A 15316-nucleotide genomic window follows, 5' to 3' on the forward strand; every position below is an offset into this window, starting at 1 on the left:
CTGGACACCGGTACGGCGCCGCTCTTCTTTTTTAATTCTACGATTCGGTTTTGATTTGTATTACAGCTGCGGGGACGTCCTGCTCCGTCCCAGATCCGCCGTCATGACCAGATCCTCTTTCGGATCTCTGCCGCCGGTGGTAAGATAGCCGCCCACCATGATACCGTTAAGGCCGCCGGAAAGCGCGTGGGCCTGCAGGCTTCTCAGATTGACTTCACGACCGCCTGCCGTACGGATGAGGGCTTTCGGAAGAACAAAGCGGAACATGGCAAAAGTGCGGAGGATTTCCAAAGCGGACGGACGTTTATTATCATAAAAAGGCGTTCCTTTTACAGGATTCAAGATATTCAGCGGTACGGAATCAATGTGCATTTCTTTCAGCTTAAACGCCATTTCCACGCGCTGGTCCAAAGATTCGCCAAGCCCGATAATGCCGCCGGAGCAGACACGGATCCCTGCCTTCTGCGCCGTGCTGATGATATCTTCCTTGTCTTCCATGGTATGGGTAGTACAGATTTCCGGAAAATAGGACGGAGACGTTTCGATATTGCAATGAATGCGGGTAATGCCCGCTTCCTTCAGCCGGAGCGCCTGCTCAGAAGAAATAAGCCCCAGGGAGCAGCAGACTTCGATACCTACTTCCTTACGGATACGCTTCACGATTGCAATAATTTCTTCAAACTCATTGGGATTGTCCTGATTACGGCCGCTGGTAACAATGGAGAACCGGACGGCGCCTGCCGCTTTTGCTTTCTTTGCCGCTTCAATAATCTGTTCTTCCGGCAGCAGGCGGTATACCTTGGCACCTGTCCTGTACCAGCCGGACTGGGCGCAGAACTTGCAGTCTTCCTGGCAGTGCCCGCTTCTCGCATTGATGATGGCGCAGAAATCCACGGAGCTGCCGCCGAATTTTTGACGGATTTTATCCGCCATGGCAAGAAGCAGCATGGTGTCTCCATCTTTTGTACGAATGAGCCTCCCTGCCTCTTCCGGCGTGATCTGTCCGCCATCTATGACCTTTTCCGCCAAGCGGATAATTTCCTGACAAGCACTTTCCATAATAGAACTCCCCTTTTTACGGAATCATTCCGTTTCCTTTATTGTTATCTCGGATTCAAGTATAAAATAAGCAGTTTCTTCTGTCAATTGTTTTTATGTTATAAGTTTACAATATATTTTCGATATTCATTCCCGGAAATTCACACACAAAAAGCCCGATTTTCACCGGGCTGTTTTACCGATTACCATTCCCACCGGTTCCCGTATTCTCTTTTTGCCCATTCCGTATATGTCCTGACGAAATCTGTCTTTGCCTCCGTGTATCCATCCCTGTCATGAGGATACCCTTTCCATAAATGCAGTTTCAATGTTTCATACTCTTTCGCAACAGCAGGATGCGCCTGCAGATAAGAGAGAAAATACAATTCATCATGATCGCAGGGCAGCCGGATATGCAGATGATATACCTTCTCCGCAAATCCCTTTTCCGTGTACCCTTTATTCATGGAAATACGGGGTTATAGGACAGAACGTGTTGGTGGTTAATCCCAAAAACAAGCAGGAAATGAATCGGATTTATGTAATTCTGACCACACAATAGCATCTCCCCATGTGGGAATTGAATCCTCTAATTGGGATCGTTCATTCATCGCTTTATACAGTTTAGAAATGCTTCTGTCAGTGGGCATTATCTTTAGGATTTCAGATGCAGAAAGCGGTTTCGGTGTGTGGAAGTAACACCACCAGAAAACCGCTTTTATGCGTCTTTCAATGGACATCCCCCGATGGTTTCTAAGCATCGTTCTTAATTGTGCATTTATTCCGCCTTCTATACGGTTATTTGTCGATGGTAGTTCTTCTCCACAAGATAACGATTCATCCAAATAGGTAAATAATGTGTTTTGCCGTACTAATCTGACCAGTGACCGCTCGGCCTTTAGTAAACGTTCATGCATAGGGCGAAGTTTGCCTTTTTCATCTTGTGTCATTTCACTAAGAAAGGTCTTATGCTTTATTCTCCAGTTTATCAATCGGGTTGCCCAATGACCTGCTTGCTCCATGTCTTTTATCATCAGCAAATCCTTTGCTATCATGTACATCTCAATGCCGGCAATGGTTTTAGGACTACCGGTTGTATATCTCTTTACCTGGATGAATGCATGGAAAGTACAATGCTGCAACTTAGCCTTGGGCCAGACTCTTTTTAGTGCTTTCCGGAAGCCGTGGCCTCCATCAGAAACGACCATAGCGGGAGCCGCAATTCTCTGCATCAATGCTTCCCAGGCTCTGGAATTCTCATAGCGGCACAAATACCATCCAAGCACATATCTTTCATTACAACAAATAAGGATACATGCTTTTCTTCCTAAATAAATCCCATCCACATATATGACATTCATCGGACTCTCAATTTTAGGCTGCATAGGCCATATTTCCCAAAATTTAGAGGTTTTCCTTCGAAAACCACGACCGTTGCCAGGCATGGATTTTTGCACATCCTTACCAAACAACCACTGAATAAAGTGCTTAAAATCATGAACCGTCTTATTAATCGGATTCACAAAGACAGAATGACATTCTTTGCAGTACCACCGTTGCCTTCCTGTACGAGTTTTACCATATTTTGAGCAAAAGAAACCGCAATATAAACACCTAACTTGTTTCATAAGGTTCTCCTTTTAAAATAAACATATTTTAAAAAGATATAACCCTAATTAAAGCAGTCATAGCAATCATTTTCGGATTTTTTACCAACTCATTTTGTCCACCCTTTATCTTCTTAGGAAAAGGATAAAATACCGATGAAGCCAGACAATGTCTAACTTCATCGGTATTAAAATCAACACAAAATGTCCTATAACCCGAAATACGGTTCTTTGAAGTGTTCATGCAGAGCCAGCCGTTATTTTTCAAAATTTCTCGTACCTCTGCCATTCTTTTTTTATCCGGTACTTCTAACAGGATATCTATGATATTTTTGGCCCAGATACCGGAAACAGCCGTACTTCCGATATGGCTGACGCGCTTTATCCGCCCTGCGCCCAGCAGAACTTCCAAACGACCTTTTTCTTCCCTGTACCAACCTGCCCATTTTTTTATGCGGCACAAGAAATATGGGAAACAGCTGCCACAATTCTTCCAAACCCCTGTCTTCCAGTCTTTTCCCCATATATTCCTCCCTCCATTTTCCTCCAGCTTATTATAAACAGCCATGAAACGCAAACTGTTTATGGGAACATAAAAACAGGCCACGATAATGGGGGATTATCATGACCTGTTCCAAAGATGGACGGTACCGGGGAAGTACCGCCCGGAGAGAAAGCATGAATAAACTTTTCAGTATTCCAGGAATATCTTATACATCATCTTCAGTCAATCTGGATACGATGGGGTGCTTTTTCAATTTCCTGCGGGAGTTTCGGCAGTGTAATCGTCAGAATCCCGTCTTTCAAGCCTGCCTTGATGCCGTCTTCTTTGATCCCTTTCACATTGAACTGGCGGCGGAAGACAGAACTGGAACGTTCACGGCGGATGTAATGACGGTCATCATCTTTTTCCTCCGTCTGTTCCTCTTTCTGAGCGGACAGGGACAAAATTCCGTTTTCATAAGAAATACGGATCTGATCCTTGGTAAACCCGGGCATATCACAGGTAATTTCATAGAAATCTTTTTTATCCTCAATATCCACCTTGGGTACAGACACATAGTCTTTGTATACAGCCGGAGCATCACTGAAGAAATGATCCAGCGCCGTATCACCGAAAAAACCATCAAAAGGAAGTAAACCACGCATAATCAAAACCTCTTTTCTTTAAAATATTTATAACATATCTCAGGAGTCCATCTTTTCTTCCTGACAACTGTATTATATCACATTTAGCACTCATGTCAATAGAGTGCTAATAAATATTTTGACTTTTTGATTATTTTTTTACCATGGATATTTTCCAACAGTTATTTCATAATAAAAGAAATGAAATTCTCCATGAAGGAGGTTTACCATGAATGAAAAAACAATGGAAACAATAACGGTGGAAAAGCGGGCGGCACATATTATAGACATGTGCCACCGCATGACGGTCCATCACACCCTTTGGTTCCGTGAAGTAGAGCACCAGCTCGGTTTTGAAAAGGCGCTCAATGTCATGGACTACGCCTGGAAGCAGACACGAAAGGCGGCAGTTCGTCGTTTGGCGGCGCAATTTCATTTCCCTGAACAAGAGGGTTGTCCCGCTTTCCTCATCCGCCTTCCCAAAGAAGAGCAGCTTTCTCTTCTGGACACCATCGCAAAAAGCTGGCTTGCCCAGGACGGCTTCTGGTTTCAGGGAGTGGAGTTTTCCTACGGCATCAATGATGCGAAACGGTGCAACGATTCTACATGGGCCCGGTTCTCTCCCTTTGAAGCGCACTCCATTAAAAAACTTCTTGGCATGGAAGAGCATCCCGGGCTGGAAGGATTGGCGCAGGCTTTAAACTTCCGTATGTACAGCCGTCTGAACAGACAGTCCTCCCGCTTTGAAGACGGTTCTCTCATCTTCACAATGGATAACTGCCGTGTCCAATCGGCACGGATGCGGAAAAATTTACCCGACTATCCCTGCAAAAGCGCCGGTCTTGTAGAATACGCCCACTTTGCCGAAGGTATAGACGACCGCATACAGACAGAATGCATAGGCTGTCCCCCTGACGCCCACCCGGAAAGCTGGTTCTGTGCCTGGAAATTCACACTCAAATGAAATCGACTCCCTCATATCTTTCGCTGCGGCAATGAACAAAACTCTTCCATGGATTTCTCCAAACAAAAAGACCTCCGGCAAAAGAGGTCTTTTATATTGTCCCGTTACTTTTCTGTCATACAGGAAAGCGTCAGCATACTTAACTTATAAATTTCCACTGCTGACCGCCGACTTGCCTTTCTTATTCTCCCATCTCCGTAAGGACTTTAGCGCATCTTGCGCAGACGTGTTCATGTTTCGGATCGGAGTTTACATCAGGAGTGCGTTTCCAGCAGCGTTCACACTTTTCAAGAGTGCAGACGGCGATAGAAACTTTCACCGTTCCGTCTTCAGAAGCGAAGGCATTCTCAGGAGCGGCAGACAGATCGCCGGAAATCTTCGCCTGGGAAACAAGGCAGAAATCCGCCAGTTCTTTTTCCATGGCTTTCAGTGTTTCCAAATGTTCACCATCTGCGTAAATAGTAATTTCCGCGTCCAGAGGGTGGCCGATGACTTTCGCCTGGCGGGCTTCTTCCAGCGCTTTTGTCACAACGCTGCGGAGAGCAAGGCGCTTCTTCCACTTTTCTTCCAATACTTTATCCATGTATCTGTCGTTTTCCGCCGGCATATCCGCCATATGGACAGACCATTCTCTTTCTTCCCGATTCGGGAGTGCCTGCCATACTTCTTCGGCAGTAAAGCAAATAACGGGGGCTACCAGCCTTACGAGAGAGGTAAGGATTTCATACATGGCAGTCTGCGCGCTTCTTCTCAGGAGGGAATCATCTTTTTCTGTATAGAGACGGTCTTTCAGTATATCCAGGTAAATGGATGACAGGTCCACAGTACAGAAATTATGGACGGCATGGTACATGACGTGGAATTCATAATCCTCATAGGCTTTAAGAACGGTACGCTTTACCTGTTCCAGACGAAGCAGCGCCCAGCGATCCAATTCTTCCATATCCCCATAAGCCACGCTGTCGGTCTTCGGATCGAAATCATAAAGATTCCCCAGAAGGTAGCGGAACGTATTTCTGATCTTTCTGTATACATCGCTCATGGATTTCACAATCTTATCGGAAAGGCGGACGTCTCCCTGGTAATCGACGGAAGAAATCCACAAACGCATCACGTCAGCGCCGTACTTATCAATAATGTCCTGGGGCGCGACTACGTTTCCTACCGATTTGGACATCTTCCGTCCCTCTCCGTCCATGGTAAAACCATGGGTCAGAACAGCCTTATACGGCGCGCAGCCATTGACTGCCACACTGGTCAGAAGAGAGCTGTGGAACCAGCCGCGGTGCTGGTCGGAACCTTCCAGATACAAATCGCAGGGATACGCCGCGCCGGTCTCTTTCCACACCGGATGAGGGTCTTTTAGAACACCGTTCCATGTGGAGCCGGAATCAAACCATACGTCCATGATGTCTTTTTCCTGGTGGAAACGGCTGCCGCCGCAGTGGGGGCATTTGAAATCCTTCGGCAAAAGTTCTTCCGCCGGATGTGCCCACCATGCGTCGGTACCCTCTTTTTCCACGATTTCTTTCACGCTTTCAATCGTTTCGGGCGTGATCACATAATTGCCGCAGCCGTCGCAGTAGAAAGCAGGAATCGGAACACCCCAGGAGCGCTGGCGGGAAATACACCAGTCCTGGCGGTCACGAATCATATTATACAGGCGGTCATGCCCCCAGGAAGGGATAAACCGTGTCTCGTCGACCGCTTTCAATGCATCTTCGCGAAAATCATTGATGGAAGCAAACCACTGCTCTGTCGCACGGTAAATGACGGGATTCTTGCAGCGCCAGCAATGGGCATACTGGTGGTGGAGGGACTTTTTGCCAAGAAGCATGCCTTCGTGGGCAAGCGCGGAAATACTCGGTCCTTCCGCTTCCCATACAGTCTTCCCTTCCAGAAAGGATCCGGCTTCTGCCGTCATACGGCCTTTATTGTCCACAGGACAGATGACTTCCTGCTTCAGTTTTCCTTCATTTTCATATTTCTTATATACTTCAAAGTCATCCACGCCGTGGCCCGGGGCAGTATGTACACAGCCTGTACCGGCATCCAGCGTGACATGGTTGCCCTCAAGAACATACACGGTTCGGTTATAAGATGCCCAAGGGTGCATAAATTCGGCCAACTCCCATTCGGCGCCTGTCATTTCGCGGCCGGCAAACTCGTAATTTTCAATCTTGCAGTCCGCCAAAGCTGCCGGTGCCAGCTCCTTATTCATCAGATAGTACTCGTCGGCATCCAGATTATGCACCCATACATAGGTGAACTTCGGGTTGACGGAAATATACTGGTTGGCAGGAATGGTCCAAGGCGTGGTTGTCCAGATGACGGCAAAAAGCTTGGATTGATCTACGCCCTCCGGTCCGAGTCCTTTGATATTTTTCGCAGGGAACTTCACATAAATAGACGGGGACTTGCGGTCCTTATACTCAATTTCCGCTTCCGCCAGCGCCGTTTCACAGTGGGAACACCAGTAAACGGCTTTCTTTCCTTTATAGATGTATCCTTTTCTTGCCATTTCGCCAAAAACTTCTATTTCCTTGGCTTCCAGATGCGGATCAAAAGTAACGTAACGGTTATCAAAATCGCCGATAACGCCCATACGGATAAAATCAGTCTTCTGGATTTCAATCCACTTTTTCGCGTATTCCAGACATTTGCGGCGCAGTTCAAGAACGGACATATTCGCCCGATCCTCTCCCGAATCTTTCAGTACGGCATATTCAATCGGAAGGCCGTGGGTATCCCAGCCAGGAATATAATTTGCCATGTACCCCGCCATGTACTTGTAGCGGACAATAATATCCTTCAGTGTCTTATTCAGAGCGTGGCCGATGTGGATCTTGCCGTTCGCATAAGGAGGTCCGTCATGGAGCACGAAGCGGGGGGCGCCTTCTTTCTTTCTTTTCTCTATTCTCTTGTTGTATAAATCCTTATCTTGCCAAAGTTCCACAAACTGCGGTTCCTTCTGCGGAAGATTTCCGCGCATGGGGAATTCTGTCTGCGGCAGGCGCAGCGTCTTGCTGTAATCCATTCCATTTCCTCCTGTATGGTGTAAATAAAAAAAATCCCGCCCGAAAAGGGGCGAGAATATTTCCCGTGGTACCACCCTAATGACCCAAAGGCCACTCGGCACAGTTAACGGTGTCCCGTCAGGGCATTTCCTCCCTGAAGCTCAGAAGTGATCCGTCCGCGCCGCCCGCCCCTTCTTTCACCGGCCGAAGGCTCTCTCTGCCGGGCGCTTACGCAAACCGTCTTCATCACAGCTCTTAGTATCTTTTGTATTGTACAGATAATCATGAATATAGTCAAGTCCGCCCGAACTATTTCCAAAGGAAAAAAGCGAAAGCTGCCTGTAAAAGAAAGAGGACGGGCACACCGAATTGAAATGACACATGGCGTGTCTTATGGCGAAAAAAACGCATAGCAAGAAACGCGCCTGCCGATCCGCCCGCAGCGGCAATAAACAGAAGCGTCCTTTCCCTTATCCGCCGCCGTCCATGCACCGCTTTCCATTTGTCAAGGCCGTACAGAAAAAAGGCGGCGGCATTTATGGCAAGAAGTCCCCCAAAAAGCAATTCACCTGCTGACATAACTCTTCCTTCATAACCTCTCCGCCGCTTTGACTCCCATGAGGAGTGCCTTATCGCGGCTTTCTTTTCCCCACGCCCGCTGTTCGTGAGATAAATCGTGAAGTGTATCGGCGGTAAAAAGGATCTGGGCAAATACCTTCCCCCTGTATGCCGCACATGCCGCCAAAGCGGCGCATTCCATATCCACGACGCGGCAGCCTTCCGCCCGCCGCGCTTTTACCTTTTCTTTCGTTTCACGGAAAAATCCGTCCGTCGACCAAGTTACACAGCTTTCACAAGGCACATGATTTTCCCGAAGCACTCCTTCTACAATATTCGCCGCCGATTCATCAAGTGTCACAAACCGTGCCGACGGAAGATAATGGTACGACGTACCCTCATCACGAAGCGCCTTGCGTACGACAAAGAAAACATTCTCCGCCAGCTTTTCCAGCGCGCCGCAGCATCCCAGAGCTACCACTTTTTCCACACCATACGCATAGAGCCGTTCCAGAAGCAGGACTGCCGCCGAAGCTCCCGCCGGCGCCTGAAGGACGCAGAGTTCTTCCTTATCCGCTTTAATCATCCACAGGGGAAAATCTTTTGTCAGAGAAACAAATGTCCCGACCTTTTCACCGCCCCGGGCAAAAGCAAACCTTTCAATCCGTTTCTCTCCAAGAAAAGCAAAAACCGCTTTCTTCGGCAGGTGCAAATCCATTTTTTCAAAATCCGGAGAAATGATTCCCGGTGATTTATCATACTCCGATAAAATGTTTTCCATTTCCCCCTCCTTCTTACAAAGCGCTCATTCCCCGTTTTTCCAAAAACTTCCTTTCTCTCCAGTCCGCAATCGTAAAGACCGCAAGAGCTGACCAGATAAAAGAAAAAGCAGACACCTGTGCACGGGTAAAAGGTTCGCCGAAAAGGAATATCCCCAGAAGCAAAGTGATGGACGGAGAAATATACTGGCAGAACCCGAGAACGTTCAGCGGCAGATCATTCGCCCCTATGGAAAAGAGTACGAGAGGCGTCGCCGTCACAGCGCCTGCGCCGATAAGAAACACTGCTGTCCGCAGGTCATCGACAGTGAAATGTCCCATACCGTCATTCCCAAGAGAAAGTACATAAGCAAGAGCAAAAGGAAGAACAAAAAATGTTTCCAGCGTAATGCTGTAAAAAGCATCCAGATTCAATTTCTTTTTCACCGCGCCATAGAGGGCAAATGTCGATGCAAGACCGACAGCAATCAGCGGGAACCTTCCCAACTCCCAGGTCATCACACCGATTCCCGCAGCGGCAACAGCAATAGAAAACCATTTCATTTTTGACAGCCGCTCATGAAAACATACAACACCAAGAAGAACGCTCACAAGGGGATTCATGTAATACCCCACACTGGTATCCACCACATGGCGGTTCGTCACCGCCCAGATGAAGATGCACCAGTTTGCCGTAATAAGAAAAGATGCCAGTGCAAGGAGAGCGCCCCGGCTTTTATCCGCCCAAAGATGTTTACATTCCTCCCAAAACGACACCATCCGTCCCATGAAAGAAAGGATCATGAGCATGAAGAAGAACGACCAGATAATGCGGTGCGATAATATTTCATATGCGGAAACGGCAGACAGCTGCTTCCAGTAAACCGGCAGAAGCCCCCACAGCAGGTACGAACCTACAGCCGCTGTTAACCCCAGGTTCCTTTTTTTCATAGATGTACTTCCTTTTATTTATAATAAGTCATTTTATCACAAAAGAAAGGGAAAAAAGAAGAAGCGCCCCTGCCGGAAAACGCTCCTTACCATATCAGCCCGTTATTTTTTCTTTGCCGCCTCTTTCACCGCGTCAAAAACATCCATAAAAGGCACTTTATTTCTCTTCGCCAGTTTTTTCACGGTATCGTATTCAGGATAGGCCCGCGTCATCTTTCCCAGAGACACCTGCTTCACAGATGCTTTGCCGTAAACCGTTTCCACTTCTTTTTCTTCTCTATCTAAGACAGAGCGCCCGAGGGGATATTCGCGGATACCGATCGTCGTGGTTTCCGTGAAAATAATTTGTTCCAGCTCCTCCGCTTTGTCTTCCCCGCAGATCACTGTCAGTTCCCAGGCCGGACGGTTCTTTTTCATGAAAACGGGAGCATAGTGGACATCTTTCGCTCCTGCCTTGAACAATTTCTTCATGACATACCCCAAAACCTCGCCGGAGCAGTCATCAATATCCGTTTCCAGTTTCACAACTTTATCACGGCCTTCATTCTCCTCCCCCTGGATCAGGAATGCCTGGAGAATGCCGCTCCGTTCTGTGTATGCCCGTTTTCCCGCGCCAAGGCCTGCCTTCTTGATAACAAAAGACGGCGGCAGCTGATGGCTTGTGGAAATGGCCGCCGCAATGGCCGCGCCGGTAGGCGTCACATACTCCCCTTTCGCCCCAGTGAGCTCCATGGGGATTTTATAAGCGGAAACAATATTCACTGTCGCCGGCACGGGCACGGGCATGACTCCATGCCGGCACCGAACTGTCCCTGCCCCTTCCGTAAGTTTAGGGACAATCACCTCTTTGATGTGAAGGCTGTCAAAAGTAACGGCAGCCGCCACCACATCCACAATGGAATCAAGCGCTCCCACTTCATGGAAATGGACTTCGTCAAGGGGCAAATCATGGGCTTTCGCTTCTGCTTCGCCGATAATCCGGAATATTTTACGGGCCAGCGCTTTTGCTGTTTCCGTCATATCACAGGCATCAATCATCGGAAGAATTTCCGCAAGCCCCCGATGGGTATGATGATGATCTTTTTCCTGACGGCAGCAGTGATGTGCCTCCCCGTCATGCCCTTCCTCATGGCAATGGCAGTGATGTTCTTCTCTGTCCGGTTCTTCATGACAAGAGCATCCCGATCCTGCCGCCGGGGTCAGACTTCCGTAAAGGTAGTCCATGTCATGGTCATGGTTCTCACAGTCATCATCAAGCCGGACATGGAAATCACAGCAGTCGATGCCCGATTTCTTTACTCTGCCTATCTCTACGAAAAAACCGCCTGCCGGGATGGAGTCCAGCGCTTTTTGAAGAGCGTCCGGATCCGCCCCCAAATCGATCATTGCCGCCACGAACATATCCCCGCTGATCCCGGAGCCGCAGTCCAGGTATAATTTTTTATCCATTGCTTTTTCCCCTTTCCGCCAGCCTGTTGATCTGTGTCGCTACATACCCTGCGCCGAAGCCGTTATCTATATTTACCGTCACAATGCCGTTCGCGCAGGAATTAATCATCGTCAAAAGAGCCGACAGCCCATGAAAGCTTGCTCCATACCCCACGGACGTGGGCACGGCAATGACGGGATTAGCCACAAGACCGCCGATTACCGACGCAAGAGCGCCTTCCATACCTGCCACGGCAATGACGCAGTTGGCTTCCCGCACTTTCTTTTCACAGGATAAAAGACGGTGGATGCCGCTGACACCCACATCATAAATACGTTCCACACGGCTGCCGAAATATTCCGCCGTCTGCGCCGCTTCTTCTGCCACGGGAATATCTGACGTTCCTCCCGTGCAGACCGCGACTAAGCCTGTATGCTCCTTATCTTTCTTTTCCAGTTTCAAGATACGGGAAACAGGATCATAAGAAATATCCGGCAGTACGGCGCGGACGATTTCATATTGATGGGCATCGGCACGCGTACCGAACACCTCTCCTTCCGCTTCATATAACTTTCGGAATATCTCCGGCAGAAATTCATCCGATTTCCCCTGGCAGTAAATGACCTCGGCAAATCCGGAACGCCGTTTCCTGTCCGTATCCAGTTTGGCATATCCCATTTCTTCATAGGCGCGGACTCCGGAATGACTGCGCAGATACTTTTCCGCTGCGTCAATTTCCAGCTTCCCGCCTCTGACCTTTTCCAAAAGTTCTCTGATATCCATGCTACACCTGCCCTATATCCATGGACCCCGAGCGGAACCCCTCCAGATCCATCGTTATATACATAAACCCCAGTTCTTTAAACCGCGCGGCCACGACCTTTCTTTTTTCCACAAGCAGGGAAAATTCCTGCGGACGGATTTCAATACGCGCCATCCAGTCATGGCTGCGGACACGGAATTGGGTAAATCCCATTTCAAAAAGAAACTGCTCCGCCATTTCTACACGGCGCAGCTTTTTCCCGGTGATCGGTTCGCCATAAGGAAACCGTGTCGCCAGACAGGAAAAAGACGGCTTGTTCCATGTAGGAAGATCTTCCTTTTTCGAAAGCGCCCGTATTTCCTCCTTTGTCAGCTCCGCCTCTCTTAAGGGACTCACCACGCCCAGTTCCGCCAGCGCCTTCAATCCGGGCCGGTAACCGCCCATGTCACTGAAATTCGTGCCGTCCGCCACACAGGAAATATGATTCTTCTTCGCCAGCTCTTTCAAAAAAGAAAAAAGAAAATACTTGCAGTGGTAGCATCGGTCTCTTTCATTTTCCGCAAAGCCCTTAATCAGGAATTGGTCCTGTTCGACAATCATCTGCCGTATATGTTCCCGTTTGCAGAATTCTTTGGCGTCCTTCCATTCGCGGAAAGGAAAGGAATTCAATTTCATTGTCACCGCGACAGCTTTCTTCCCAAGAACGGCATGGGCCTCATGGAGCAGAAAAGTGGAATCCACGCCGCCGGAAAAAGCGACCGCCACAGTTCCCATTTCTTTCAAACGAAATCGCAGATCCTCCTGCTTTTTCAGTAGTCCGCTTTCCACCGCAGTCTCCTTTCCTTTTCTTAATTTAAATAAATTATACCATTCCGCCAAACAGGCTTTGCATGATTTTTCTTTTCCTTCCCAAGAAAATCCTTTCTAATTTATATTTGTACTTGCAGTCATATCGCTGTATAATAAATTATTAGTATAATAAGTAATTCTTGAAAGGACTCTATATTGAAAAGAAATCAGTATACCCTCGGAAAACCGATTTCCTTTAAGGGAAACGGACTCCATTCCGGAATTCCCGTAACAATCACGATGCGTCCCGCTCCGGCGGGCAGCGGCATCATCTTCCGGCGTATCGATCTTACCGGTGCCCCTGAAGTGCCTGCAAAGAGTGAATTTGTGACAAATACACTCCGCGCAACGACGCTGGAACGGGGAAATGCGAAAGTTTTCACCGTGGAGCATATCCTTTCCGCGCTCTTTGCGCTCCGTATCGACAACTGCATTCTTGAGATGGACGCGCCCGAACCTCCCGTAGCTGACGGCGGCGCCCTTACATTCTCCCAAATGATTTTAGAAGCGGGTATCGTGGAACTGGAAGAACAGACCGATATTCTTACTCTTGAGACGAGCGTAGCCGTATATGAAGATAATAAATTCATCACTGCGCTCCCTTATGACGGCCTCCGCATTACATTTACATCCATCAATCCCCATCCGCTTTTAGGTACGCAAATGAAAGACTTCACAATCGACAAGGAGACATACATCAGAGAAATCGCCCCTTCCCGTACCATCGGATTTACCTGGGAGCTGGAGGCCATGCGGCAAATGGGGCTCGGCAAAGGCGGTACGTTGGAAAACGCTGTCGTTTATTCTGAAACGGACTGCCTGTCAGAATTGAAATTCCCCGACGAACTTGTCCGCCATAAGATTTTGGATATCCTTGGCGATATTTCCCTTGTGGGCCCGCTCCACGCACACATCATCGCGGTCATGGGAAGCCATAAGCTGAATGCCGCTCTTGCGGCGAAACTGAGAGTATTGAAAAAATAAAAAGAAGTTCATGAACAGGAGAGAATCAATTATGGAATTAAATATTGAAGAAATCATGGAAATCCTCCCCCATCGTTATCCGATGCTGCTGGTAGACAAAATTACCGAACTCGTTCCCATGGATTATGCCGTCGGAGTGAAATCCGTCACCATCAACGAACCATTTTTTCAGGGACATTTCCCCGGCCACCCCATCATGCCTGGCGCCCTTATCTGTGAAGCCATGGCACAGGTCGGCGGCGTTGCTCTCCAGTATCCCGAAGAAAATCGGGGCCTCATTCCCATGTTTACAGGCATGGACAAAGTCCGCTTCCGTTCCCCCGTCCGCCCGGGAGACCAGCTTGTAACCAAAGCGGTCATCAAAAAGATCGTAGGGCGCATGGGCAAGGTACACTGTGAATGCTATGTAGGGGAAACCTTCAAAGCATCGGCTGATTTCCTTTTCTACCTCGCTGAACCGGAAAATAAAAAAGAAAAGGACGAGAACAATAAATAATTCATGAATCACAGTAATATAATCCGCAGTATGATTTTCCAGTTAATTCCTGCCATACGCAAGATATAAGGATCTCATACCGGATATTACCGCTTTATCAATTAGAAAGGATGATTTTTATGTCAGGTTGGAGTAAAACCTTTATTTTATTATCCGGTATTTTATATGCCTTTGTCGGTGTATACTGCTTCTTCCAGCCGATAGGCGCTCTGATCGGATTGGCATGGAGCATCGGATTTCTCGTACTGACAAGTGGTATTTTTGGTGTTATAGCCTATATACAGATTCCCAAGGAAGAGCGCGTAATCTGGGGACTTCTGGTGTGCTTGACGGACATTATTTTCGGCATGTTAGTACTTACTTTTAACGGCACCATGATATTATCTGCCCTGCTGCCGCTTTTCTTTGCGGTCACATTCATTATCCGCGGTATTTTTACACTCATCCACAGCCGTGATTTTGATGCATTGATTACACACAAAGTGCTGTTCCGCATCCTCTGCATCATGCAAATCCTGCTTGGTACCGCTCTTCTTGCATTTCCGCAGGCCGCCGCGCTTACGATGGTTTATTTCTTTGGCATAGGCTGTCTCTTTGCCGGTTTTGCCAAGATTTCTCTCTGGAACGATTTGCGTAGTCTATGATACCGTTTACCTTCTCTGTCTTTTATATGACACGGCAGAAAAACATAAGAACAGCATTAGGGTAAATTTTTTATACTTATATGTAGTAGAAATCAGTCGATATTCAAAGAAAAATAAAGAAAAATAAAGA

The 15316-nt window shown here is 47.8% G+C and carries 16 protein-coding genes; 4 read left to right on the forward strand and 12 right to left on the reverse strand.

Annotated elements, in window-relative coordinates:
- Positions 1–60: 60 nt before the first annotated feature.
- The 5 genes from bioB to GCWU000321_RS04980 form a co-directional block, all read right to left on the reverse strand.
- Positions 61–1059: a biotin synthase BioB gene (bioB, locus tag GCWU000321_RS04960; RefSeq protein ID WP_007070006.1), complete on the reverse strand. Its 999-nt coding sequence runs from the start codon at positions 1057–1059 to the stop codon at positions 61–63.
- A 182-nt stretch (positions 1060–1241) separates the two neighbouring features.
- Positions 1242–1505, reverse strand: a complete 264-nt coding sequence (locus GCWU000321_RS04965) for a GrpB family protein (RefSeq protein ID WP_007070007.1) — start codon at positions 1503–1505, stop codon at positions 1242–1244.
- 36 nt (positions 1506–1541) lie between these two features.
- Entirely contained in the window at positions 1542–2666 is a 1125-nt protein-coding gene (locus GCWU000321_RS04970; RefSeq protein ID WP_040381318.1) for an IS256-like element ISDin1 family transposase, read from the reverse strand.
- A gap of 28 nt (positions 2667–2694) precedes the next feature.
- Positions 2695–3213 (reverse strand): GrpB family protein, encoded by a 519-nt coding sequence (locus GCWU000321_RS09155; protein ID WP_007070009.1) that lies wholly within the window; start codon positions 3211–3213, stop codon positions 2695–2697.
- A gap of 155 nt (positions 3214–3368) precedes the next feature.
- Positions 3369–3794: an Hsp20/alpha crystallin family protein gene (locus GCWU000321_RS04980; protein WP_007070011.1), complete on the reverse strand. Its 426-nt coding sequence runs from the start codon at positions 3792–3794 to the stop codon at positions 3369–3371.
- Between the two features lie 208 nt (positions 3795–4002).
- Here GCWU000321_RS04980 and GCWU000321_RS04985 point away from each other — a divergent pair, with 208 nt between their 5' ends.
- The gene (locus tag GCWU000321_RS04985; RefSeq protein WP_007070012.1) at positions 4003–4737 is read left to right on the forward strand and encodes a DUF6125 family protein; all 735 of its coding nucleotides are present in this window, start codon (positions 4003–4005) and stop codon (positions 4735–4737) included.
- Between the two features lie 181 nt (positions 4738–4918).
- Here the strand turns inward: GCWU000321_RS04985 and ileS are convergent, their stop codons facing one another.
- The 7 genes from ileS to larE form a co-directional block, all read right to left on the reverse strand.
- A complete protein-coding gene (gene ileS, locus GCWU000321_RS04990) occupies positions 4919–7774 on the reverse strand; it encodes an isoleucine--tRNA ligase (protein WP_007070013.1) in 2856 nt (951 codons plus the stop codon).
- 289 nt (positions 7775–8063) lie between these two features.
- Positions 8064–8333, reverse strand: a complete 270-nt coding sequence (locus GCWU000321_RS04995; RefSeq protein ID WP_007070015.1) for a DUF1294 domain-containing protein — start codon at positions 8331–8333, stop codon at positions 8064–8066.
- 10 nt (positions 8334–8343) lie between these two features.
- On the reverse strand, positions 8344–9093 hold the full coding sequence (locus tag GCWU000321_RS05000; RefSeq protein WP_007070016.1) for a nucleoside phosphorylase: 750 nt from the start codon (positions 9091–9093) through the stop codon (positions 8344–8346).
- A gap of 13 nt (positions 9094–9106) precedes the next feature.
- Positions 9107–10021: an EamA family transporter RarD gene (gene rarD, locus GCWU000321_RS05005; protein WP_007070017.1), complete on the reverse strand. Its 915-nt coding sequence runs from the start codon at positions 10019–10021 to the stop codon at positions 9107–9109.
- 102 nt (positions 10022–10123) lie between these two features.
- The gene (larC, locus tag GCWU000321_RS05010; RefSeq protein WP_007070018.1) at positions 10124–11470 is read right to left on the reverse strand and encodes a nickel pincer cofactor biosynthesis protein LarC; all 1347 of its coding nucleotides are present in this window, start codon (positions 11468–11470) and stop codon (positions 10124–10126) included.
- Positions 11463–12233, reverse strand: a complete 771-nt coding sequence (larB, locus tag GCWU000321_RS05015) for a nickel pincer cofactor biosynthesis protein LarB (RefSeq protein ID WP_007070019.1) — start codon at positions 12231–12233, stop codon at positions 11463–11465. Before larB ends, larC begins: the two co-directional genes overlap by 8 nt.
- A 1-nt stretch (position 12234) precedes the next feature.
- A complete protein-coding gene (gene larE / locus GCWU000321_RS05020) occupies positions 12235–13041 on the reverse strand; it encodes an ATP-dependent sacrificial sulfur transferase LarE (RefSeq protein ID WP_040381887.1) in 807 nt (268 codons plus the stop codon).
- 177 nt (positions 13042–13218) lie between these two features.
- Between larE and lpxC the strand changes: the two genes are divergently transcribed.
- The 3 genes from lpxC to GCWU000321_RS05035 all read left to right on the forward strand — a co-directional run bounded on the left by lpxC (position 13219) and on the right by GCWU000321_RS05035 (position 15186).
- Positions 13219–14046 (forward strand): UDP-3-O-acyl-N-acetylglucosamine deacetylase, encoded by an 828-nt coding sequence (lpxC, locus tag GCWU000321_RS05025; protein ID WP_211204380.1) that lies wholly within the window; start codon positions 13219–13221, stop codon positions 14044–14046.
- A 31-nt stretch (positions 14047–14077) separates the two neighbouring features.
- A complete protein-coding gene (gene fabZ, locus GCWU000321_RS05030; protein WP_022027683.1) occupies positions 14078–14542 on the forward strand; it encodes a 3-hydroxyacyl-ACP dehydratase FabZ in 465 nt (154 codons plus the stop codon).
- Between the two features lie 119 nt (positions 14543–14661).
- Complete coding sequence (locus GCWU000321_RS05035) at positions 14662–15186, forward strand: HdeD family acid-resistance protein (RefSeq protein WP_022027684.1); 525 nt, start codon at positions 14662–14664, stop codon at positions 15184–15186.
- Positions 15187–15316 lie beyond the last annotated feature (130 nt).

It is taken from the genome of Dialister invisus DSM 15470 (genome assembly GCF_000160055.1).
GTDB classification, from domain to species: domain Bacteria; phylum Bacillota; class Negativicutes; order Veillonellales; family Dialisteraceae; genus Dialister; species Dialister invisus.

Bases quoted from the DNA above. Each gene is read 5' to 3' on its own strand.
- bioB (WP_007070006.1), bottom strand. From the start codon at position 1,059: ATGGAAAGTGCTTGTCAGGAAATTATCCGCTTGGCGGAAAAGGTCATA.
- GCWU000321_RS04965 (WP_007070007.1), bottom strand. From the start codon at position 1,505: ATGAATAAAGGGTACACGGAAAAGGGATTTGCGGAGAAGGTATATCAT.
- GCWU000321_RS04970 (WP_040381318.1), bottom strand. From the start codon at position 2,666: ATGAAACAAGTTAGGTGTTTATATTGCGGTTTCTTTTGCTCAAAATAT.
- GCWU000321_RS09155 (WP_007070009.1), bottom strand. From the start codon at position 3,213: ATGGCTGTTTATAATAAGCTGGAGGAAAATGGAGGGAGGAATATATGG.
- GCWU000321_RS04980 (WP_007070011.1), bottom strand. From the start codon at position 3,794: ATGCGTGGTTTACTTCCTTTTGATGGTTTTTTCGGTGATACGGCGCTG.
- GCWU000321_RS04985 (WP_007070012.1), top strand. From the start codon at position 4,003: ATGAATGAAAAAACAATGGAAACAATAACGGTGGAAAAGCGGGCGGCA.
- ileS (WP_007070013.1), bottom strand. From the start codon at position 7,774: ATGGATTACAGCAAGACGCTGCGCCTGCCGCAGACAGAATTCCCCATG.
- GCWU000321_RS04995 (WP_007070015.1), bottom strand. From the start codon at position 8,333: ATGTCAGCAGGTGAATTGCTTTTTGGGGGACTTCTTGCCATAAATGCC.
- GCWU000321_RS05000 (WP_007070016.1), bottom strand. From the start codon at position 9,093: ATGGAAAACATTTTATCGGAGTATGATAAATCACCGGGAATCATTTCT.
- rarD (WP_007070017.1), bottom strand. From the start codon at position 10,021: ATGAAAAAAAGGAACCTGGGGTTAACAGCGGCTGTAGGTTCGTACCTG.
- larC (WP_007070018.1), bottom strand. From the start codon at position 11,470: ATGGATAAAAAATTATACCTGGACTGCGGCTCCGGGATCAGCGGGGAT.
- larB (WP_007070019.1), bottom strand. From the start codon at position 12,233: ATGGATATCAGAGAACTTTTGGAAAAGGTCAGAGGCGGGAAGCTGGAA.
- fabZ (WP_022027683.1), top strand. From the start codon at position 14,078: ATGGAATTAAATATTGAAGAAATCATGGAAATCCTCCCCCATCGTTAT.
- GCWU000321_RS05035 (WP_022027684.1), top strand. From the start codon at position 14,662: ATGTCAGGTTGGAGTAAAACCTTTATTTTATTATCCGGTATTTTATAT.